This is a genomic window from Alistipes sp. AM16-43 (assembly GCF_003435745.1).
GTDB lineage: Bacteria > Bacteroidota > Bacteroidia > Bacteroidales > Rikenellaceae > Alistipes > Alistipes onderdonkii.
Window position 1 is genome coordinate 18,534 of sequence record NZ_QTUQ01000011.1, and the last position, 21,462, is coordinate 39,995.

At 50.8% G+C, this 21,462-nt stretch carries 17 protein-coding genes and 1 tRNA gene; 13 read left to right on the forward strand and 5 right to left on the reverse strand.

Annotation, left to right across the window (positions count from 1 at the left end):
• Nucleotides 1-33 precede the first annotated feature (33 nt).
• The 6 genes from DW189_RS13310 to DW189_RS13335 all read left to right on the forward strand — a co-directional run bounded on the left by DW189_RS13310 (nt 34) and on the right by DW189_RS13335 (nt 4,652).
• Nucleotides 34-108, forward strand: a tRNA-Pro gene (locus tag DW189_RS13310).
• 531 nt (nt 109-639) lie between these two features.
• Nucleotides 640-1,497 carry a helix-turn-helix transcriptional regulator gene (locus DW189_RS13315; protein WP_004294809.1) on the forward strand — a complete coding sequence of 286 codons (858 nt, stop codon included), beginning with the start codon at nt 640-642 and terminating at the stop codon, nt 1,495-1,497.
• Between the two features lie 105 nt (nt 1,498-1,602).
• Nucleotides 1,603-2,463, forward strand: coding sequence for an RteC domain-containing protein (locus DW189_RS13320; protein ID WP_004295489.1), 861 nt, complete (start codon nt 1,603-1,605; stop codon nt 2,461-2,463).
• Between the two features lie 398 nt (nt 2,464-2,861).
• On the forward strand, nt 2,862-3,173 hold the full coding sequence (locus DW189_RS13325) for a helix-turn-helix domain-containing protein (RefSeq protein WP_117508529.1): 312 nt from the start codon (nt 2,862-2,864) through the stop codon (nt 3,171-3,173).
• A 3-nt stretch (nt 3,174-3,176) separates the two neighbouring features.
• Entirely contained in the window at nt 3,177-3,503 is a 327-nt protein-coding gene (locus DW189_RS13330) for a helix-turn-helix domain-containing protein (RefSeq protein WP_004295487.1), read from the forward strand.
• 135 nt (nt 3,504-3,638) lie between these two features.
• The gene (locus DW189_RS13335; RefSeq protein WP_004319206.1) at nt 3,639-4,652 is read left to right on the forward strand and encodes a YhcG family protein; all 1,014 of its coding nucleotides are present in this window, start codon (nt 3,639-3,641) and stop codon (nt 4,650-4,652) included.
• Nucleotides 4,653-4,715: 63 nt separating this feature from the next.
• On the opposite strand, the gene DW189_RS13340 is transcribed toward DW189_RS13335, so the two are convergent.
• The 5 genes from DW189_RS13340 to DW189_RS13360 form a co-directional block, all read right to left on the reverse strand.
• A complete protein-coding gene (locus DW189_RS13340) occupies nt 4,716-10,838 on the reverse strand; it encodes a helicase-related protein (protein ID WP_117508530.1) in 6,123 nt (2,040 codons plus the stop codon).
• Complete coding sequence (locus DW189_RS13345; RefSeq protein WP_004295482.1) at nt 10,825-11,274, reverse strand: DUF1896 family protein; 450 nt, start codon at nt 11,272-11,274, stop codon at nt 10,825-10,827. Before DW189_RS13345 ends, DW189_RS13340 begins: the two co-directional genes overlap by 14 nt.
• A 143-nt stretch (nt 11,275-11,417) precedes the next feature.
• Entirely contained in the window at nt 11,418-13,517 is a 2,100-nt protein-coding gene (locus DW189_RS13350) for a type IA DNA topoisomerase (RefSeq protein ID WP_004303817.1), read from the reverse strand.
• 15 nt (nt 13,518-13,532) lie between these two features.
• Complete coding sequence (locus DW189_RS13355; RefSeq protein ID WP_004319199.1) at nt 13,533-13,748, reverse strand: hypothetical protein; 216 nt, start codon at nt 13,746-13,748, stop codon at nt 13,533-13,535.
• A 3-nt stretch (nt 13,749-13,751) separates the two neighbouring features.
• A complete protein-coding gene (locus DW189_RS13360) occupies nt 13,752-15,209 on the reverse strand; it encodes a DUF3945 domain-containing protein (protein ID WP_007558960.1) in 1,458 nt (485 codons plus the stop codon).
• Between the two features lie 312 nt (nt 15,210-15,521).
• Here DW189_RS13360 and DW189_RS13365 point away from each other — a divergent pair, with 312 nt between their 5' ends.
• The 7 genes from DW189_RS13365 (at nt 15,522) to DW189_RS14300 (ending at nt 21,450) form a co-directional block, all read left to right on the forward strand.
• On the forward strand, nt 15,522-16,640 hold the full coding sequence (locus DW189_RS13365; RefSeq protein WP_007565622.1) for a tyrosine-type recombinase/integrase: 1,119 nt from the start codon (nt 15,522-15,524) through the stop codon (nt 16,638-16,640).
• A gap of 72 nt (nt 16,641-16,712) precedes the next feature.
• Nucleotides 16,713-17,294, forward strand: a complete 582-nt coding sequence (locus tag DW189_RS13370; protein ID WP_007662660.1) for an SMI1/KNR4 family protein — start codon at nt 16,713-16,715, stop codon at nt 17,292-17,294.
• Between the two features lie 73 nt (nt 17,295-17,367).
• A complete protein-coding gene (locus DW189_RS13375) occupies nt 17,368-18,366 on the forward strand; it encodes an SMI1/KNR4 family protein (protein ID WP_117508531.1) in 999 nt (332 codons plus the stop codon).
• Between the two features lie 108 nt (nt 18,367-18,474).
• Nucleotides 18,475-19,350 (forward strand): hypothetical protein, encoded by an 876-nt coding sequence (locus DW189_RS13380; protein WP_117508532.1) that lies wholly within the window; start codon nt 18,475-18,477, stop codon nt 19,348-19,350.
• Between the two features lie 81 nt (nt 19,351-19,431).
• Nucleotides 19,432-19,983, forward strand: coding sequence for an ankyrin repeat domain-containing protein (locus DW189_RS13385; protein WP_117508533.1), 552 nt, complete (start codon nt 19,432-19,434; stop codon nt 19,981-19,983).
• Between the two features lie 47 nt (nt 19,984-20,030).
• Complete coding sequence (locus DW189_RS13390; RefSeq protein ID WP_008763874.1) at nt 20,031-20,543, forward strand: ankyrin repeat domain-containing protein; 513 nt, start codon at nt 20,031-20,033, stop codon at nt 20,541-20,543.
• Between the two features lie 46 nt (nt 20,544-20,589).
• Nucleotides 20,590-21,450 (forward strand): hypothetical protein, encoded by an 861-nt coding sequence (locus tag DW189_RS14300; RefSeq protein WP_118458472.1) that lies wholly within the window; start codon nt 20,590-20,592, stop codon nt 21,448-21,450.
• The last annotated feature ends 12 nt before the right edge of the window (nt 21,451-21,462 follow it).

The window sequence follows — 21,462 nt, forward strand, 5'->3', positions numbered from 1 at the left end:
AAAAATACACTATATTTGCACTCCGAAACGCTACGGGGTGTAGCTCAGCCCGGTTAGAGTACGCGTCTGGGGGGCGCGTGGTCGCAAGTTCGAATCTTGTCACCCCGACTTTTCGAAAAGCCTTGATAATCTGATGATTGTCGAGGCTTTCTTGTTTTTGTATCTGTTCGTATGGGTAGGGCTGTGCGGGCGGGGGAATACGATTCTGCGGGGAAATACGTTATTTTATGGGATACGGAAGATGCGGGCGGTGCGGGAAACCCGGAAGGCCGCGGACGGGAGGTTTCAAATTTTTTGCTATATTTGATGTAGTCTGAAGGTATTTAATTGACTACAAATAGATTAAAAGAAACTCGCATGAGAATAGGCAACGGATAAGAAATTGGTAAAGTGCTTTGATACACTATATTTCTCATGCTGTCAAACAACTCTTATTTGTTTGCAAATATAATATTATTGCAGGTAAAAATCAAAAATAACGAGGTTTATTTTCATTTTTGCCTGCTGATATTTGTTCCGGATTGTCGGATACGATATATTTGTAATTAGGATTCGTACCGTGTTCCAAGCGGTTCATAAGTAACGACTTGCGGAGTTTTGGCAACAAGGGGATGCGGCTCCGTTTTATAGAAATGACTTATGCAAACCGACTTATCCATTTACAACAGTCTTCGCCCTTCCTTTATAGAAGGCGTTCACGCCGTGAAGTTCAATGCTTTGTCGGCGGTCATATCGCGTTACCGGGATTATGCCCGCAGTTCCGAACAAATAAAAGCGTACTCGGGAGATTCTCTGCTGATGCGGGACATCGCCTCCTTGCTTGACGAAGCACCCCGTCCCATAACGAGGGAATACCAGGATTTCACCCCGTTCCTGCTTCTTCTGATGCTTTCGGAGGAATTTCATGTCGTCCATTACGTCGAGCGTCTTGTAACGTGGTATTTCGGCTACTGTTGTGTCGATGAACTGCGGACGGTTTGCACCATTCTGTCCGAGTGTTCCTACCCGCATCACGACACGCTGCGGCTGCGGTTCAAGAATTACCTGCGTGAAGCCCGTAAGACATTGGGTATGCCCGTTGAATGTAACGCTGCTGTCATGCTGAAAATGCTCGACGCCTCTTATGAACATCTCACTCCCGCCGATGTCGGGGAGTTCGAGGAGCTGTTGCACCTGGGGGACGATTACGAGTTCATCTCCCGTGTCAAATCGAATTATCTTGCCTCGGATAACGTCACGGAACTCGCCGGGGTTTGCGGGTATTCCAGCACGATTACCTTCCGCCGGCGTTTCCAGCGGGTTTTCGGCTGCTCGGCCTCCTCGTGGTTACGTCAGCGCCGTATCGAACGTATCGGGGAGTTGTTGCGGACGACACACTACACGTTGCAGGAAATAGCCTACATGTGCGGTTTCTCCGCCCAATCCCACTTTACGGACTTTTGCAAGCGGAATATGGGGAGCAATCCCACTTCCATCCGCCAGGAAGGTCGGATCTGACATTAAAATCGGCTCCGTGATAAAAAAACGAAGAGAAAGATAAAAATCGTAATCCGCCGGTTTTTCGATTCGCTAACTTTATACGCGAAAGTAACAAGACGGATTATGATTGCATTTATAGAAAAATTAAACAGCGAAGTCCTGCGGAGTATCGAACGTATCGAATCGCGGGATACCGACGTGTTGAAAAAGTCGCTTGAAGCGTCACGTGTCCTGGGAGAAGCGTTCGACCGTTTGAAACAATATATCATCGGCTACCGTTTTCAAAACGATGACGAGGAAATAAAGTTCTTCAAAGAAATCAAACCTCGTCTTTTTTGCCGTCTGATCTATTACCGCAAGCTCTACAATATCGAGATGAACCGTCCGGTAGGAAGTATCGAGGCACAACGGGAGTACCTGGACGCCCATGTTCGGGCCATCAACGCGTACACGCAGAAACGCCTCGACTTTATCCGCTATTTCCGCAGCGGCGCTACACACCTGGACAGCCTCTATTTCCTGCGCGGGCAGACCGACACGGAGCAATACCTGGAAACCTTCTACTATGAACTCGACCCGCAGTTTTCGACAAACGCGGATTTCAAGGTGGCGAAAATCCTGGCCAACGATATGTTGTCGGTTTATCTTATGGGCGAATTGGAATCACTGGAGAGCACGAACCTCCGGAACATGGTTCTGCCATTGCCTGACGTGCGTCCGACATGGCAGGACTCGAAGACGGATCTGACGGAACTTATTTACCTGCTCGACAGTAAAGGCTGTTTCGGCAATGTGCCACTCACGCAACTTGCCAGCTACATTTCCAACGCTTTCAACGTACACCTCGACATGAACCTTTCGAGGACATTCTGCGATATGAAAATCCGAAACAACCCGACACCGTGGCTTGACAAGGCGAAAGAGGCCCTGCTTAAACGTATGCAGACGTGGAAGCGAAACAAGAAAAACGGCAATTCCGAGTAGAACATGAACCGGTAAAGCACTCTATTTCTTATAGAAGCACTGATAATCAGCGTTGTATATAACAAAAGAACCGAGGTCGGTTTTCCCCCGTAACTCTCGAAAGGAACTTTCCCGAACGCCCGTATTTGCACCCGTATAAGGAGCCGATACGGGTGTTCCGTTGTAGCCCCGTCCGGATTAGAACACCGTTAAGCGTTGAATCACAGTATGCTATCGCATTTCTGCCAATAAAAATACCGAGTACGGGCCGCGGATTTCGGTAAAAAACACTGCCTTCTTCACCGCATGAACCGTTGAGAATCAGTTCACTGCAAATTATCAAAAAAAAGTCGTACCGACCTCGTTTTAAGCTGTCCATATAAGCCCGACCTTTGTAACAGACTAAAAAACAAAGGAGTATGAAAATCATAGTGATCAGTTCGCGAGCCTATAACGAGCTTGTCGGGCGTATAGAGAAAATAGAGGCTGCAATCGCCTCTCTCCCTGAAAAGGGGCGTGCATGGAATAAGGAGTATATAAACGACGAATGGATGGACGGCGAGCAGGTCTGCCGTTACCTGGGCATCAGCGGGCGTACCCTTCAACGCCTCCGCTCGGATCACGTGATCACCTATTCGGCCATCAACCGGAAGCTGTATTATTCCCTCACGGAAATCCGCCGTGTGCTGAAGGAGCGTTCCGTGCGGCGCAAAAACCGACCAAAGGAGTAGGCCATGTTTCTGGATAAGGAATATTTCGACGGATGGATGCAGCGGCTCTCGGAACGGCTGGAACGTATTGAGAAGCTGTGCGCGGGGGACGTGGAGCAACCGCTTTCCATCCTGCCTGACGGGGAGCGTCTTCTGGACAATTACGACCTGTGCCGTATGCTCAATATCAGCAAGCGCACACTCCAGCGTTACCGCACCTCGGGAGAGCTGCCTTACGAGATGATCTATCACAAGACCTTCTACCGGGAATCGGACGTCCTGCGGTTCATCGAGCGTAACTTCAGTAATTTCCGCAAGCTGAAAAAGGATCGTCCTGCCGGTTCCGGTTAGGCCCTGTCCCGAGAGTCCGGCGTCATGGAAAAACGCGGAGATACATGGAATAAGGCACGACAAGGCGGTACAACCGTTCGATATTTGCCGTAAAATCAGTATGTTTGCACTTGGAAGCCTATATAATAATGAACAATGAAAGAAACAGATAAAATATATCCTGCCGACAAAGGGGAGGAAGAGCTACTGCATAACGTGCGCCATATCTTGCAGGAAGCGCGCGCGAAGGTGATACATCATGTCAATTCGACCCTCGTGAGGGCTTACTGGCAGGTAGGGAAATACATAGTGGAGTACGAGCAGCAGGGAACCGGCCGTGCCGGATATGGCAAGGCTGTCATCAACACCCTTTCCAGGCGGCTCGTGGCGGAGTTCGGAAACGGGTTCACGGCCACCAACCTGCGGTACATGAGGCAGTTTTACCAGTGCTACCCGAAATATCACACGCTGTGTGATAAATTGAGCTGGTCGCATTGCCGCACGCTTCTCAAGGTGTCGGGCGATGCCGCCCGTGATTTTTACCTGCACGAGTGCGTCAAGGAAAACTGGAGTGTCCGGCAGCTCGACCGCCAAATCAACACGCTTTTCTATGACCGCTTGCTGGCCAGCCGAGACAAGAAAGCCGTGAAAGAGGAGATTTCCCGTACCGAACCCGGGCGTGTCGAACCCAAAGAGATCATCCGCGACCCGTATATCCTGGAGTTTCTCGGTATCCCCCAGGGAGAGCATTTTCTGGAAACCGATCTGGAGCAACTGCTCATCAGCCGCTTGCAGCGCTTGATGCTCGAACTCGGGAAAGGCTTCGCCTTCGTCGCGCGACAGAAGCGTATCTCCTTCGACGACAAGCATTTCTACATCGACCTGGTCTTTTACAATTACCTGGCCCGCTGTTTCGTTTTAATAGACCTTAAATCCGGGGAGCTGACCCATCAGGATTTGGGGCAGATGCAGATGTATGTCAATTACTACACCCGTGAGTTGATGAATCCCGGGGATAACCCTCCGGTGGGTATCGTCCTCTGCGCGGAGAAAAACGACGCGGTCGTCCGTTATACGCTGCCCGAAGATGAAAAGCAGGTCTTCGCCGCCCAGTACATGACCTATCTTCCCACGCAGGAGGAGCTGCAAACACTCTTGCAGGAAGTGTGACAACAACGCTCATGGGCATATGAAAAAAGCCGACGGAAATCTGTACTTCCGTCGGCTTTTCGCTTACATCTTAATCCCTTTCTTTGCGGGGCCGTTCTCCGGCGGGCTGCCCACGCCCGCGATCACGATGCGCCCCCCGGAGGCGTCGGCAATCTGCCGCAGCCGGGAAGGAATACGGGCCGCCGTGTTGTCTTCCTTCGGGAGCTCTTCCGCCGTGTCATGCCGTTCCCGGCACACGTCGTTATCCTCCTCCGCCTCCTTTCCCTCGCTCTCTTCTATCGGTTTGAGGCTTTGCTGTATCCTGCGGTCTATTTCCGTCAGGTCAGTTTTCAGGGCCGTCAGTTCGGGCTCCTTGCGCCAGGAACTTTCCACCACTTCCCGCAGGACGGGAATATCTTTCTCCAGTTCCTCGTTCTTTTTCCGGAATTTTTCCAGTGTCGGCTCGATGGTCGCGAGCGCGTGGATGAAGTTCATCGCCGCCAGTCGCGGGTCGGAGGCGATATTCCCGTAGTTATACTGGTATAGATAATCCCCTTCACCCCGGACATAAAAACGGTTCTGCACCAGGTCGAGCCCGTCTTTCCCGGTCGTTTCGCTCTGGACGAGCAGTTCGAACCCGTAGAGGCTCCCGATGGGTTCGAGCCTGTCGAGCGTGCGTGCCGTTTCGGCGATACGGTTGAGCTGTTTCCCGATGAGCTTGGGGTCGGAGGTTTCCAGCCCGTTCAGTTTCACGGGATTGCGGTACGAGCCGTCCTCGTTGAACTCGACGCGGGCCTTGAAGTGTTCCAGATCCTTGCCGATACGCCGTATCAGGTCGTTGTTCTTCTCTATCTTCTCCGTGATCTGCTCCAGCTTGTAGCGGCTCGATGATTTGCCGCGCACGAATGCCTGGCGTTCGCTTTCGAGCGTGGCGATCTTCTTCTCCAGGCGGGCCTTGTCCAGCAGGTCTGTATTTCCCGAGAGGACGGCTACATACTCGGAAAAATTCATGCCGCTTTTCTCGTCGATGGCCCCCTCGTCGATGGTACGGCTTCCCATGTTGTTGGTCTTGAGCTGGCGGATGAACAGTTGCTTGTTGTGCAACAGCCCGAACTTGTAGGCGTCGAGCGACTTCTCGACGGCGTATAATATCACGTCCACCTTGTTGTCGGCATGGAGTTTGGCGATCTCGTTCCCGGTGCGTATTCCCCGCCCGTCGCGCTGCTCCAGGTCGCTGGGACGCCAGGGGCAGTCCAGGTGGTGTATCGCCACGCAGCGTTTCTGCGCGTTCACTCCCGTCCCGAGCATCTCGGTCGATCCGAAGAGTACGCGGATTTTTCCGGCGTTCATACCGGCGATCATCTCCTTGCGCGCTTTTTCCGAGGTCGCCTCCTGGATGAACCGCACCTCGCTTTGGGGTATGCCGTAATCCTCCGCGAGTTTACGCCGTATCTCGGAATAGACGTTCCACCCCGCTCCGGGTTTGTAGGTTCCCAGGTCGGAGAATACGAACTGCGTACCTTTGTACGCCTCGAAACGGCGGTAGTAACCGGCAATCATACGGGCGCAGTGGCTCGCCTTGTTGTCCACGTGGTCGCTGTATAGTTCGGGGTCTATCATACGCATATCGAGCGACATCTTGCGGGCGTAGTCTGTGGCAATGAGCATTTTCGCCTTTTCCTCCCGCTCCGAGAGCGGCAGGCGGCCCAGGAGCGTGGCATCGCCCGATTTGGCGAATTGCACCAGCCGTTCTATGAACTCCGTCTGCTGGGGTGTCGGCGGGATATTGTGCAATATCTCGTTCTTTTGCGGTCGGTCGATCCCTATATCCTCCGCCGAGCGGTAATCTGTAATCTCGGAGTAGAACATGGCCAGTTCGGGAACCTTGATGAAATATCGGAACCGTTCTTTCTGCACGACCTCGTTGGTCACGGAAAACTCGTAGTCGATGGTTTTCTTGGCAAATATGGCCGCCCAGGCATCGAAGGTGCGGATATTCTGACGCTCCAGTTCCTTCGGGCGCAGGTACTTGAAAAGCAGGTACAGTTCCGTGAGCGAGTTGGAGATGGTCGTTCCCGAGAGGAACGTCGCCCCCAGGTCGCGGCCCGTGCGCTGCTGTATGGTACGCAGCGCGAAAAGCATGTTGAGCGCCCGCTGCGACCCCTCGGGATTTCCGAGGCCCGCCACCCGGTCATGCCGGGTCGTGAAAGTCAGGTTCTTGAATTTGTGGCTCTCGTCCACGTAGAGGTGGTCGATACCCATGAGGCGGAAGTCCACGGCGTCGTCCTTGCGTGTTTCCAGCGCGTGCGCCACCTTCTGCAACTTGGCTTCCAGGTTGGCCTTGCGTTTCTGACACCCTTTCATCATGGCGCGGGAAACGTCCCTGCCTTGTGCTTTGAGCACTTCGAGGTTCTCCTCCACACAGTCCAGCTCGGCCTGCAATATCTCCTGCTGTATCTCCGGGGACTGGGGTATCATGCCGAACTGTTCGTGCGAGAGGATCACGGCGTCCCAGTCGTTGTTGCGTATCTCCCGGAAGATGCGCTCACGCTTCCGGGGCGTGAAATCCTCCTTGCCCGGGTAGAGGACTTTGGCCATCGGGTAAGCGGTGCAGAACGTCCGGGCTATTTCATGGATGTTGGCTTTCAGCCCGATAATCATGGGTTTATTGGCCAGCCCGAGGCGTTTCTTCTCGTAGGCCCCGCAGCACATGATAAGGGTCTTTCCGCCGCCCACCTCGTGGTCGATTATCCCGCCGCCGAGCAGTTTGTCCATCCATATCGCGTCCTTCTGGCTGTCATACAGTTTGTCGATTCCCAGCCCCTTGAGGTCGAGGTCGGGGAATTCCTGGTGCGTCCCGTCGTACTTCGGGCGCACGTAACAGTTGAAAGTACGGTTATAGAGGTCTGTCAGGCGGTCTTTGAAGTCGGACGACTGCTCGCGCAGCCATTCGGGGAAAGCACCCCGGATCTCATCTATCTTGCTGTTGGCGAGCTGTATGGCCTCCCCGTCACGCACTTTGACCTCCCGCCGTTCTCCGTCCACCCATTTGAGGACGGTCTTGGTGATGTCGGGCGAAGTGTTTTGCAGGGCGTGTTTCAAAAGGTGCAGGCCGTTGTACTTACGGGTCTGCGCGCTGACGGCATACTGCTCCGTGATCTTCACGTTCGTCGCTTCCGCCTTCACGCCGTACTCGTCCAGGTTGGAGGCGAAGGTGATCTTCACCTCCGTATCGAAGAGCGAGGAGGCGAAACGCTCGTAAACACCTTTTGGAATCCACCGTTCGCCCAGGTTGAAATCCAGGTCGTCGAAAGCGATGGGTTTGGGCGTCGCCTCGCGCAGAGCCTCCAGCGATTCCCGGGCCGGGGCGTGGTCGGGATTCTCCCGCAGGAACGCCTCGATCCGTTCGGCTTTCCCAATGACATTGCCGGCGATGAACTTGTCGGCAACCTCGTAGCCGTCCGTTTCCGGGTTGTAATAGATACGTCCTTTCAGTTCCCCGAGTATTCCCTCCACGGTAGTTCCCGTGAGCGAGGCCATGTAGTGCGGTTCCACCCGGCCGTACTTGTTCAGGCTGGCCACAAGGGCCTCCGAAGCGTCGTCGGCGTGCGTGATCTCATCGGGATTGAAGGCCACGGGACGCTCGAAGATGTCGGCTTTGCGTGCCTTGCCGTCGATGTAACGCTCCAGCGACAGAATCTCCGTCCCCCGCGCGTCCATCTTGATCAGGTCGAGGTTGCGTTTGTCATTGAGCCGTCCGAAGCGTTCGGTGAAATTGTCGTAAAGCCGGTTGAGCATCTCCCGCAGGGCGGGGTTCGCCGTCAGCGTTTCCGCCTCGTTGTTATAAAGGTGGTAATAGGCATCGCGTATCTCGATATACATGGAGGCTTTCGTCCGTTGTGCAGGCGTGAGTTCCAGCGGGTGGAACATGGGTTGCAGGGATTCAGTCTCCCGCAGGTAGCCGACCCGGTTTTGTCCGTCCGTGACGAGTGTTCCCTCGCGGAAATAGGGGGCGACCTCCCCCTCGAACGGTCGGGGTTTCATATCCGCCTCCCGTATCTGCGGCATTTCTTTACCGGGTTCTTCCTCCTCTGGATTGTCCGGCGTGTCGAACAGGCCGCCCGTTCTCGGCGTACCGGCGGCTTGTTTCCGTTTGCCTTTCGGGGCTTCCGTCGGGGGGTGTACCGCCTGCCGTTCCCGCTGTTCCGGGGTTTCCTGCAGCCGGGCGCTTTGTCGGCGCAATTCCGCCCTCCGTTCCGGGGTAAGCGACATCATCATCTCGTAAAAGCCGTTGATCGGCGGGTTGTCCTCCCAGTTCAGGGAGGCATACAAGTCTTCGGGATCACGCTCCGGTGGCGTCGTTTTCGGCATTTCGCTCTTCTGTTCCTCCGGAGAGGAGGCCGGGGCGAATAATGAGGGTTGTCGGGGCGTCTTCCGCTTTGCTCCCCGGCGGCTGTTCCTTTTCTTGGATATACCGAGTTCTGCCTGCCGCCGCTCCTCGGCGCTGAAGCCGAACAGATCGTAGAGCGTCAGCAACGGTTCCTGCTGCACATTTACCGGTTCGGCAGCTTGGGTGGCAGGTACGGGAGCCGCCGTTTCCACCGTGTCGAAAAGCGACCCGGCGAAGCCCTCCCGCGGTTTCGGTTCCGTTATTCCGCCCACGTGCTGCACGGGAGTATCTGCCATGCCGAAATCTTCGGGTTTCGGCGGGTGCTGCTCCCACAAGCGATTCTCCCGCTCTTTCGACCAGGCCCCGAAGTCGGCCAGATCCTCTCCGGTCGGTTCTCCGGCGGGTGTGGCAGCAGAATCCGGTGACACTTGTCCGGGTTTGTTTTCGATTCGGGTAATCTCCCCGGTTTCGGTATCGACATGGTAGCCCTGCGCCGCCATTTCGGCGACGACGCGGCGTTTTTCCTCCTCTTCCCGCTGCTGCTGAAGGTTACGGGCATCGGCGATAATCTCCTTGACGATTTCTCCGGCAAGGCGGGGCTCGTGTCTTTCGGCACGCTGGCGTTCCGCCTGACGGGGACGGGACAATTCCCGCTCCGGTGTACCGGGTGTCTGTTCCGGAGCATGTTCCAGGCAATAACTCTCGTTGAAATGCCGGTTGAAATCCTCCGAGAGCATACGCCGCATCTCCCGGTCGATGCCGTCCACGCCCTCCGCGTGGGTGAACTCCATCGCCGGTTTGCCGTAGGGGTCTTTGCCTACTTTGGCCTCGGTATGGATCACCCTGTCGAACGACTGGAAAAGGTTGTTTATCCGGATGCCGTTCGACAGCTTGCGGGATTCGATGAAATCCCGCTGCCGTTCGGACAGTTCCCCCGTGGCGGCTTTCTTTTGCAGGATAACCAGGTCGCTGCCGACCTCCGTCCCCGCGTGTTCTGTAAAGAGGTTGTTCGGCAGCCGGATGGCCGATACGGGCTCGCAGCGGTTCATCAGCCACTCGCGCACGGGGCGTCCCTGCTCGGCGTTCAATACTCCCTGCGAGGTGATGAATGCCACCAGGCCGCCCTCGCGTACCATATCGACGGACTTCATGAAAAAATAGTTGTGCAGCGCCCGTGTGCCTTGCCGCCGCACGGGGTCGGTATGGGTGGAGAAGAACGGGTCGAAGAGCGCCACGTCCCCGAAAGGGATGTTGCTCACGGCCACGTCGTAGTAACCGGCGTATTTGGGTTCGATGCGCTCGAATCCCTGTACCCGCACCCGTTTTTCGGGGTGCAGGTGCTTCAGGATCAACCCCGTGGCGGGGTCTTTCTCGAAGCAGGTGATCTCCGCATAGGGGGCGTGGAAATCCACGGCACTGACGAAAACCCCCGTTCCCGCACTGGGGTCAAGAATACGTTTGGGGACGATCCGCGTGTCCCATATCGCCTCCACGATGGCGTCTGCCACTTTCGGGGGCGTGTAAAAAGCCGTCAGGACGGAGTTCTTGATCCCGTCCATGTAGCGCTTGTATTCCCGTTCGTCGGGGGTGTTCGCCCTGATGACCTCGTGCAACTCGGCCACGAGCGTTGCCATGCCGTCCTTGTCCGGTTTCCCGGTGGGGTTTTCCAGCACTTCCTTGATGGCGCCGAAGCCGCTGTATGCGCCGAGTGTCCTTTCTTCTTCGGGAGTCGGCGCCCGCCGTTCCCTGTCGAGCGTGAAGGCCGTCTTCAGCGCGTCGATATTCTGGCGGAGGTGGGTTTTCTTATTGAATGCCATCTTCGAGAAGTATTTGGACGGTTCCCGTCAGTTCGGTATAGAACAGTTCGTAGTCGGGCGTGTCGGCGAAGTCGTCCGTGAGGTCGTACTTCTCCAGCACCCCGCGGCAGAGGGGCAGCAGGCGTAGAGCCGCCTGCCGGGCGGTATCCTCGGGAATCTCCGCCTCGAATTCCCTCCAGAGGATGTTTACCAGCGTGTTGTAGGGTGAAAAGTGCAGTCCGCGGCAGAGTTCCTCGCGGGCAATTTCTTCGGCCTCGATGTGGTTGCAGCCCGAACGGATCGCCTCGCTGTACGCTTGGGCGGCGCTGTCGGCCCGCTCGGCGATGAACTCACTTTCGGCGATGAGTTCCGGGTGGCTGTCCTTGAGGTAGGATAGTAACGAAAGTCCGTAATAGGACAATTCCCCCGTGGGGGTATGGTGTTGCTTGTCTGGCATGATAAGAATTTTTAGTGGTCGTTGATAATCGGGGAAGAGAAAGGCGCCCCGGGTTCCCACCCGAAGCGCCGACCACTGAAAAAATCCTTATCAAACAAGCGTATCTCGTTATGACAGGTCTTTTCCAGTGGCAAAGGTAACGATTATTTCCGTTTGTTCCTCTTTCCCTGCCTGGGAGTATCGCGCGGTTCGAAAACGAACGAGGTCTTGAACTGGTCATCGAGCGTGAGGGCCGCGTCGAACGTCCCGCCGCCGTTTTTGACGAATCCCCGGATCGTGCCGGTTTTGCCTTTGGTCAGCAGTTCCGCGAGCTGCTTGTCGGTCAGCTCCTTGCGGGCCACGGTTCTCCATACGGTCAGGCCGCAATCGGGATTCTGGCACTTGGCGAGTTTGGGATAGAACACCACGGGCCTGCCGCAACGCGGGCAGGCTGTGTCACTCTCCGCGCCGTCGATTCTTGCTTCCAGCAGTTCTTTGGCGATTTGCGAGGCGAAGACCTCGATACCGCGATGGAACGTCGGGGCGTCCATCTCCCCGGTGGCGATCTTCGAGAGGGCCAGTTCCCAGCCGCCCGTCATGGCGACATCGGCGATCTTCTTGTCCCTGACCACGGCATACACGGCCAGTCCCTTGTCCGTGGGTACAAGCGACTTTTTCTCTCGCCTGACATACTCGCGGGCAAAGAGCGTTTCGATGATGGCGGCACGGGTGGCGGGCGTGCCGATGCCGGCATCCTTCATCGCCTCGCGTTCGGCCTCGTCGGACAGTTCGCGTCCGGCGGTTTCCATCGCCGCCAGCAGGCTCGATTCCGTGTGAAGGGGGCGCGGCCGGGTCTGTTTCTGTTCCGTGCCGCATCCTTTGACGGGCAGCTCGTCGCCTTGCACGATGTCGGGAAGGAGGGTCATGTCCTCCTCTTTCTCCTCGACAGGTTCATTCAGGACGGCCCGCCAGCCCGTCTCGACCATGATACTGCCGCGGGCCGTGAAATCATGCCCCGCGCTTTGCAGGGTAAGGGAAGTGTTTTCTTTCACGCAGGCCCCGGAAAAGGTTTCGAGCATCCGCCCCGCGACCATCTCATAGACGATGCGGTGGTCGGCATCCAGTTCGGAGGGGAGGTTCTCGGTGGGAAGCAGCGCGTGGTGGTCGGCGATCTTTTCGTTGTCCACGCTTCGGCGGGAGAGAGATGCGGTATCCATCAGGCCCGCGTATTCCGCGAAACGGGGATAGCGTGTCATGTTCCCGATGAGTGCCGGAATCTCCTCGGCCACATCTTCCGATATATAGCGTGAGCCGGTACGGGGATAAGTGATGAACTTCTTCTCGTAAAGCGACTGGGCGATGTCGAGCGTTTTTTCTGCCGAAAAACCATACCGGCTGTTGGCCTCTTTCTGGAGTGTCGTCAGGTCGTACAAGAGAGGCGGCTGTTCCCTGGCCTCCTTGCGCTCCACGTTCACGACGCGTACCGTTCGGGCGCCGATAACCTCGGCGCGGGCTGCTTCCGCCTTCTCCCTGCCGTCGAATTTCTCCGTGGAGAGGACGGTGAACTCCGTGCCCTCCTTTGCCGTGGAGAGCTTCAGCCGGAAATAGGTGGCGGGCTTGAACGCCTTGTTCTCCAGGTAACGGGAGCAGATGATCGCCAGCGTGGGGGTCTGCACCCGTCCGAGCGACCAGACGCCCCGCCCGGCAGCCACGGCAAGCGCTTGCGAGGCGTTGATACCGACGATCCAGTCGGCTTCGCTGCGGGCTTTGGCCGAGAGGTAAAGGTTGTCGTATTCGTTGCCAGGGCGGAGGTGTTGTAACCCCTCGCGGATGGCCCGGTCGGTCAGGCTGCTGATCCATAACCGCACGAAAGGGGTGCGGCATTCCAGGTAAGAGTAGATGTAGCGGAAGATCAGCTCCCCTTCACGCCCCGCGTCGGTCGCGACGATGATGCGCTCGGCCATGCCGAACAATTCCCGGAGAATACCGAGCTGCTTCACGACACCCGGGTCGGCCTTATACTCTTTACCCTCCCGAACCTGCCGGGGCAGGAGGATGAACGATGATGGCAGGATAGGCAGGTTTTCCCGGCGGAAACCCGCGATGCCGTACTGTTGGGGCATTGCCAGCCCGACCAGGTGGCCGAAGGCCCAGGTTACGGCGTAGCCGTTTCCCTCGATAAAACCGTCTTTACGGTTCGTGGCTCCCACGATGGCGGCGATCTCACGCGCCACCGAGGGCTTTTCTGCGATAATTACTTGCATGATGATTCGGATTTTTCAGTGGTTGTTTTCTTGTAGTTCTTCTTCTTTCTCTTTTTCCGGACGGGCGATCAGCCGGCGGTCGTAATAGACATGGTTGCCGTTCCCGTCGTAATACTGCCGTCCGTCGTCCGCCTCCTCCGGGGGGCTGCGTTTACCCGGCCGGAGGTACAAGGCGGCCAGCGCCGCGATCAGGAGCGGCATGGCTCCGGCCTGCATGTAGAACCATTTCATACGTTATACCTTGACACCTTTGGAGTTGCTCTTTTTGCTGCTGCGGTAATTTTTCTTCTGCGTCGGGGTGGCTTCCTGCTGTCCCTGCTTGAGCGGCTCTTTCACACCTTTGACCGCTTCGACGGTCTTGCCCTCGGAATTGACGGCGACCTGGGTACGGCTTTCAACGGCGGGTTTGACCTCCGCTCCCTGCCGTTTCGCACGGTCGGGATTCCAGCGGAAGAAGTCCATCTTGTTACGCTCGAAGTTGGGCTTGACCCAGGCGTTGAACGGCTCACCCTGCCCGTCCTTGACCATGCCCTTGATGTAGAAAGCCTTGACATCCGCCCGCTTGGAGGGATCATTCACCGCTTCCGTCCACTGGTCATAAGCCTCTTTGGGCACGGAGGCTTTGAGGATTGTCCGGTGAATCGTGAGCGTGGGCTGTCGTTCGGAGGCCGTAGTTTCCTGCCGTCCGTTTTTCTCGGCGGCCTTCTGGCGGTAAATCTCCTTGTTCTCCTGGGCGTAGCGGTTGCGATCCAAACCGTCGTAGGTAAAGGAATAGTTACGTTCGGCCGCGTCGATTTGGATATAGGCATCCCGCTTATAACCCGCGCGGGTGGTATATCCTTCGAGCAACACCTTGCCGCCGCCGTAGAAATCCATCTGCTTGCCTTCCGAGAGGTCGGCCTCCTTGATGCGGGCACGTTTTTCGAGTAACGAAACGGGCATGGGTTCCAGCGTGTTCGTCCATTTGTCTATCGACACGTAGCAGGGCGTGAGCTTGCCCGGCTCCAGCTCCAGGTCGATCACTTTCCCGGCGTGGCGGGTGTTCATCAGGTTCGTTTTCGCCTCCTCGTCGAGCAGCACCCCGTGGAAGGGGGCGTCGAGGTCGGGCCGTTCCTGCCAGTAATGCGGCACGACGCGCAGCGAGCCGTCCGCCTGCTCTTCGAGCGACACGCGCCCTTTGGTGGAAACACGCATCCCGTTCTCCAGTTCGGGGTTCATCTCCACCAGCCCGTTGGATTTATGTCCGTAAGACATGGCTTTCAGGTGCGGCTCGATGTCCTCCATGCGGATACCTTTCTTCTCCATATCCGCCAGGTCTATCTTCGTGACGTCCAGCGGCTCGAACTGCCGCTGCTCCTGCGTCTGAAGCCGTTCGGAGGGGTCGATACGGTAATTTTCCAGAATCTCCGGGTCGAAGTCGATGCGGATAAGTTTGTTCAGGGCATTCTCCGTCATGACGAAGATACCCGTGTGGACGGGGTTCTGGGCCTGTTCCATGAACTTTTTGAAGAAGGCTTCGAGGGCTGAATCCTGCGTGTTCACGTTCAGCAGGCTCGCCACATTCTGATCCGTGGGGTCGGCGGTCTGGATATTGCCGTCCCGATCCACGCCGGTAACGGCTTGCAGTCGTCCGTCGTCGGCATTCTGAACGAGCATGACTTGTTTAGCGTCGTTCTTTACGTTTTCGTCCATAATTACGAGTGTTTTTAGTTAGCACCAATAGCGATGCGGGAACGAAAGTAAGGGGAACCGGCTGAACGTAAAAGAGTTGGAAAGGCTATGGAAGCATCGGGCACAGAAGTGGCCGCTTGTGGCGCAGGGCAGAGGAAATCGGAGAAACGGAGTGCCGGGAAGGACGGATTTGGCAGAGGGTATTTTCGTGGCTCCTCACCTTATTGTCAGGTAGTCGGGATCTATTGTTAAATGTCAATAAAGCGCATGGATAACCCGTGTTTTTTTATAAATTTGCGAAAACGGGTTTCAATATCCGACAAAACGTGAGGCATGGAAATATATACCCCAAAAACCAAGATCAAACTTTCTCCGGTGATAAGAAACGGGAGAGAATTTGTCGAAGTGACTTTCGGTAATGACAATGACATCCGCTTGTCGCTGTCGAAGGAAGAAAACGTACTGCTTGTCGGCGGCAGGGCTTATCTGCCGGCAGAAGATTTCGTGCTTGCCGAGTTCTTCGACCGCTATGTGAAAATGGCGTTTATAGACTATTCTGCCATCAAGGAAACCGCCCCCCGTAAAGAGGAAGACAAACGGCCGCCACTGCCGGAAGGCTATCTGGAAAAACTTCAGCAAGTGCGTTACAGTGACCATACCGTAAGGGTATATACCTCCTATTTCCGCGATTTCCAACAGCATTTCGAGGGGCGTAAGATTGAAACGGTTACCCCCGGCGAGATAAACGACTACCTGCTGTATCTCATCCACGAGAAAAACATATCCTCCTGCCAGCAAAACCAGCGTATCAACGCCATCAAGTTCTATTACGAGAAAGTTCTCGGTCAGGAACGGCGGTGTTACAAGGTGAACCGTGCCAAACGGGAGAAGACGCTGCCCGACGTGTTGAGCAAGGAGGAAATAAAGAAGATACTCGACGCGACGGTGACAGACCTGCGCTTCTTCTGCATGTTCTCCATACTCTATTCCGCAGGATTGCGCATCAGCGAACTGCTGGAACTGAAACCCGGCGACATCAACGAATCCCGCTCCCTGATACGGGTGCGGCAGGGTAAAGGAAAAAAAGACCGCTACACCCTGCTATCAAAACCGTTGATGAAAAAGCTGACGGAATATAACAGACTATACAAACCGAAAGTGTGGCTTTTTGAACACAGACCGGGCGAACCTTTCACCGAGAGTATCGTGTCGAAACGGCTGAAGGCAGCGGCCCGGGAAGCGGGAATCACGAAACGGATTTATCCGCACCTGCTGCGCCATTCGTTCGCCACCCACTTGCTGGAGCAAGGAACCGACATCAAGATTGTGAAAGAGCTTATGGGACATAACAACATCAAGACAACGGAAAGGTATGTCCACATAGCCGACACTTTCAAAAGCAATATCAAAAGCCCGTTGGACGATCTGTTGATGGAGGAAGACGAGGTCTGATACTTAAAGAAAATAACAGCCAAATCGGCTGATAGTATAACGTTAGTCGCTTGAAAAATAAAAAGAAAAAATATGAGTGCATTTACAGAAATAATGGAATACATTCGGACTTTTGAAAAGTATGGATGTAAAGAATATGAAAACGGGACAAAAGAATACGGTCATGCACCTTTCATTGCTCCTGAAGCATATAATTTTTGCGTCTTTGCTACGCTAAATGAAGATGATATTGTTGAGTTAGAACGAGATTTGAAAAGAGAAATTCCGTCTCAATTTCGCTCGTTTTTAATGACAGATACAAATGGATTACATCTTTTCCACCATTTCAGTTTATATGGAATAAGAAAATCTTACAACCGAGATTTAAATGCAACTCCAGAGCCTTTTGGCTTACTTGAGCCGAACATTTACGAAAAACCTAAAAATGCAAAAGACACTTATTTTTTCATAGGCGGATATAGATATGATGGTTCGAAGCTCTATATAGACTCTGAAGATGGAAAAGTTCATTTCTGTAAACGTAGAGATGCTTCATCTCTTTTAGCTTGGGATTCATTCGAGGATATGCTTTTATCTGAATCCAAAAGAATATTTACTCTTTATGATGATAGAGGTAGAATGCTTGCGCCAAGCGAAAAAACACTACCGATATAGAATGAAGCGACTAACAAACAGCACTACCACTTGAAGCGGAACGCTGTCAAACCATTATCTGCCCATAAAAAGAATGAATATGAAGATAGAATTAGAAAATTGTCAAAAAAGTCTTACTCTCAAAGATTTTGAAGAAGTTGAGAGCAAGTTGGGTCATGTTTTGCCGGAAAGACTGAAAGAGTTCTATTTGCAATATAATGGAGGAGAACCTAAACAGCAAACCATCTCCATAAACAAATATTACGAAGTGGAAATTAGAATTTTCCAACCGTTCAAATATAATAAGAGTTTTAAAAATGCTCTTTTTCATACTGTTGAAGGAGAAACCTTGGAGCATCGTAGTTCTAATTCGATTTCTGACAATATTCTGCTATTTGCCAGTGGACATAACAATTTGAGAAATATTGGTGTAATTGCAATCAATATAAAAAACAGAGCTGTATATTTTTATAAAATTATTGGTTTTGTAAAAAATAGCGATGCATTTATTTTTGATGAACCTCAATTGATAGCGGATTCAATAGATGATTTTTTCAATAATCTCGTTGCTTTCCCAAAAATCGAAGAGGAACAACAAACGGAGATTATAGAAATAGAAGGTGTAATGCCTGAACTTTCGGACTGTTCGGCTTCGCTAACAAAAGAAGATATAAAGAATTTTGAGGTTGAGTTGAATGTAAAGATTCCGGCAGGCATGAAGAACTTTTACCTCAAGTTCAACGGTGGTATGCCATCACCATATTGTTTTCAACCGCAGGACGAGGATTTGGATCGGGTGGAGATAAATGCGTTCTTTCCGATAAAGGAACGCACCAATGCTTTTGAAACAATTGAAGTCATAGCCAAAGATATATGGAGTAGGAATTTAATGCCATGCAATCTGTTGCCTTTTGCTATGGATTCGGGTGGAAACTATTATGCGTTGAACTTGAAGAATAAAAAGATTTACTATTACGTGACTGACGAGTGGGACGAAAACGCTTCAAGAGAATACAACTTTGAAACAAATACTCGTTACATCGCCCAGTCATTCAATTACTTTATAAATCATTTCATCGAAGAAGAGGAATAAAGCGGGCAGATAACAAGCGGATCAATCTCCTTTAATGATGATTATCCACCGAACATTATCGACCATAAAAAAGATTAACTAACTGATAAATAATTAAATGACTGAAAGATGATGGATTTAAGAAATATCATATTGGAGAAGAAAGACCATTTGCCAAAACAAACCGGGAAGTTGGTTAATCGACTATATAACAAAATTAAACTTGATAGTTATTATCCTGACAATAAGAATGTAATAAAACTTAAAGAGTTCTCAACCGTAGAAATAAATAATTTTCTATTAGAATGTTTGGCGGAGTATGATAAAACAGAAAGACTATTTTGTGAACATCATGATATTGTTGGCTTACGAGGTGTATGGGCGGTTTTAGCCTTCTCCAAAGAAGAGAATGTCTTAAAGTATTTCGACGAACTTATAGACAAATATATTCACGGTAAACCGTTTTATTTACATTTTTTATTTGAATTATTTGGCTATTCGGAAATTCAGCACCCTTTATTCGATAAGATACGAAAGTATTATGATAAAATTTCCGATGATTTACCAGCATATATATTATTGAAAAATCTCAATATAGTGCCTTCGGATAAATATAATTGGTCTGTATCTCTTATAATTACAACAGATGGAGAATGGCTCACATCCAGTCAACTTACCGATGAAGAAAAAGAGCAAAGATTTTCATTTGAAATGCGGCTGAGTAACCCGCGAACAATGGGAGATACTTATGAAATAATAATCGAAAATGAACTATCCTCTCGAAAAAAACAAATTATTTTTTCAGATAGTAATATTCGGGCAATTAGCGTTGATAAGACAGTATTTAGCACTCCTAATATATTAGATCTGAATAATTTTGTTAGTGAGGTAGAGAATTATTTTGGTATTCAATTTAATTTTGAAAAAATAGCCTACTTATCAGTAAGCAAAGGCATAAACAGAAAACAAATAGAAAAGTGGGTGAAGAATAAATTTGTGATATAATATGGTCGATAACAAGAGGCTTAACATCTTAAAGGTAAGTTAGCCACCAAACATTAACATCCCAATTAAAAGCATGAGAAAATGACTAATTATTTTGATGATAAACAATTATATCCACTATTGTTTCAGAATGACTTTTCAAAGATTCTGTCTTTCCTTGAAAAGTATGGGCTAAATAGCGTGGATAGAAATGGCAGGAGTTTTTTAATGAATTGCATAGCTGAAGGGAAAAATGATTTTGCTTATAAACTTATAGAATTAGGCGCAAATTTAAATCATCAAGATGCGAGTGGGGCATCCCCTTTATTTGCAGCAATTTGGGCATATAATATAGAAATGATAGTTTCTTTACTTGATAATCCAAGCGTTGATAAAAATATAACGGATAATCAAGGAAGAAATGCACTTCGGATAGCATTACAATATCATCCCGAAGATTGTGAATTAATGATAAGATTTATACGTGCTGGTGTAAACCCATTTTCATGCGACAACAATGGCGTATCATTTTATGATCTACTTCAAAAATACGCTTCGGGTAGTATAACTAAAGGAGGACGCAAGTTGAATGTGAAACCAATTATTATTGAAATAGAGAATGGGATGTTAACAAACAGCAAACCGACTGAATAAGCGGAACGCTGCCGGACATTATCGTTGTCAACATTAGAATAAAAAAAATGAAAACAATAGAAGATATGAAACTTGAATTATTGAGTGATAACTCAAATAAGTTCATGCAGACTCTAATAGATTATGACATAAAAAGTAAAGACAAATATGGCAGTAATCTACTTCATTATTATATAATGAACTATGATAGTATTGTACATCCAGCAGGTGTGATTATATCCGAATTTATAAAAAAAGGATTGGATATAAATGATAAAAGAAAAGACGGACGGACTGCATTATATCTTTCTGTTCAGTGTCAGCTACAAGATATTTTTGAAATACTCCTGAATAGCAATGCAGATTTGGATATACAAAATGTAAATGGGAATACTCCTTTATGGGAAGCCGTTATGCGATACCGTGGAGATGGCTTCTTTATCGAACAACTTTTGAAAAATGGGGCTAATCCCGATATAAAAAATAACTATGGAGTATCTCCTAAATCATTGGCAAGAACTATCGCAAATTATGATGTAAGAAGATTCTTTAACAACGATAACAAACAGCAAACCGACTGAACAAGCGGCACGCTGCCAAACATTAGCAACTTGTAAAAAAATAACAATGACACATAACGAAGCCATAGAGTTATTAGTTAAAGAAGCAGCTTCATCTGACAAGAAACGGCTTACGGAGCTATTTCTGCAAACGTTAGTGAATGGACAGATTCATTTTGGACTTCAAGTATTGTCTAAAATGAAAACTTTTCATGTACATTCTTACTCGTATTTGAATATACCTAAGACTGGAGATAGATTCAAGGATGATAGGTTAATAGCAAAAGAATATAAGAAACCAGTTTTAGAACGGAATGTAATTGCTTTTGAAGATATGCCCAAAGAACAGCAAGCAGAAATCGTTAACCAAACTAATCTTCAACATTGTATTTTATGTTCTTGCCAATTTGAGCGTAATCTGGAGGAATATCCTTACGACCCTCTTATTGGACCTTGTGATGATAATATTTATGAGATGTTGCAGTGCTTATGGCAAGAAAATAAAGAGAGCCAAAGTTCTCTTCACAATCAAGGGCTTCAAAATGAAGGACTGTATATTCTTAAAGAAGTCTTTGAAACTATTATATCTGTGCAGAAATCAGACGGAATTCGTGATGTGTTCAAATTATTGAAGAAAAAAGAATTTTTCAAGCATTGGAAGAAAGAAGGAAAATGTATTGATGCTGAATTTTGTGCAGAACTCGCTTTACAAAATTTGTTGGAAATAATGGGGTATCTTGGCATTCTCCATACTGAAAAATATAAAGGAGCTTTTTATGAATATTACGGAGGATGTCCACCCAGAAGTAGCGGTCGTTCGGATTGGAATTATCCAGTGGATTTTTGGAGGGGCACAAATGGTATTGATAAAGTCGCTTTTCAGTATTGGTTTGGAGAATATAAAGAGCTTGAAAAATTTTGGAAATAAGTTGCTAACACG

Coding starts and splice junctions, on each gene's coding strand:
- DW189_RS13385 (WP_117508533.1), top strand. CDS start 19,432: ATGACTAATTATTTTGATGATAAACAATTATATCCACTATTGTTTCAG.
- DW189_RS13360 (WP_007558960.1), bottom strand. CDS start 15,209: ATGGACGAAAACGTAAAGAACGACGCTAAACAAGTCATGCTCGTTCAG.
- DW189_RS13350 (WP_004303817.1), bottom strand. CDS start 13,517: ATGCAAGTAATTATCGCAGAAAAGCCCTCGGTGGCGCGTGAGATCGCC.
- DW189_RS13345 (WP_004295482.1), bottom strand. CDS start 11,274: ATGCCAGACAAGCAACACCATACCCCCACGGGGGAATTGTCCTATTAC.
- DW189_RS14300 (WP_118458472.1), top strand. CDS start 20,590: ATGACACATAACGAAGCCATAGAGTTATTAGTTAAAGAAGCAGCTTCA.
- DW189_RS13370 (WP_007662660.1), top strand. CDS start 16,713: ATGAGTGCATTTACAGAAATAATGGAATACATTCGGACTTTTGAAAAG.
- DW189_RS13390 (WP_008763874.1), top strand. CDS start 20,031: ATGAAAACAATAGAAGATATGAAACTTGAATTATTGAGTGATAACTCA.
- DW189_RS13355 (WP_004319199.1), bottom strand. CDS start 13,748: ATGAAATGGTTCTACATGCAGGCCGGAGCCATGCCGCTCCTGATCGCG.
- DW189_RS13335 (WP_004319206.1), top strand. CDS start 3,639: ATGAAAGAAACAGATAAAATATATCCTGCCGACAAAGGGGAGGAAGAG.
- DW189_RS13320 (WP_004295489.1), top strand. CDS start 1,603: ATGATTGCATTTATAGAAAAATTAAACAGCGAAGTCCTGCGGAGTATC.
- DW189_RS13340 (WP_117508530.1), bottom strand. CDS start 10,838: ATGGCATTCAATAAGAAAACCCACCTCCGCCAGAATATCGACGCGCTG.
- DW189_RS13330 (WP_004295487.1), top strand. CDS start 3,177: ATGTTTCTGGATAAGGAATATTTCGACGGATGGATGCAGCGGCTCTCG.
- DW189_RS13325 (WP_117508529.1), top strand. CDS start 2,862: ATGAAAATCATAGTGATCAGTTCGCGAGCCTATAACGAGCTTGTCGGG.
- DW189_RS13375 (WP_117508531.1), top strand. CDS start 17,368: ATGAATATGAAGATAGAATTAGAAAATTGTCAAAAAAGTCTTACTCTC.
- DW189_RS13380 (WP_117508532.1), top strand. CDS start 18,475: ATGATGGATTTAAGAAATATCATATTGGAGAAGAAAGACCATTTGCCA.
- DW189_RS13365 (WP_007565622.1), top strand. CDS start 15,522: ATGGAAATATATACCCCAAAAACCAAGATCAAACTTTCTCCGGTGATA.
- DW189_RS13315 (WP_004294809.1), top strand. CDS start 640: ATGCAAACCGACTTATCCATTTACAACAGTCTTCGCCCTTCCTTTATA.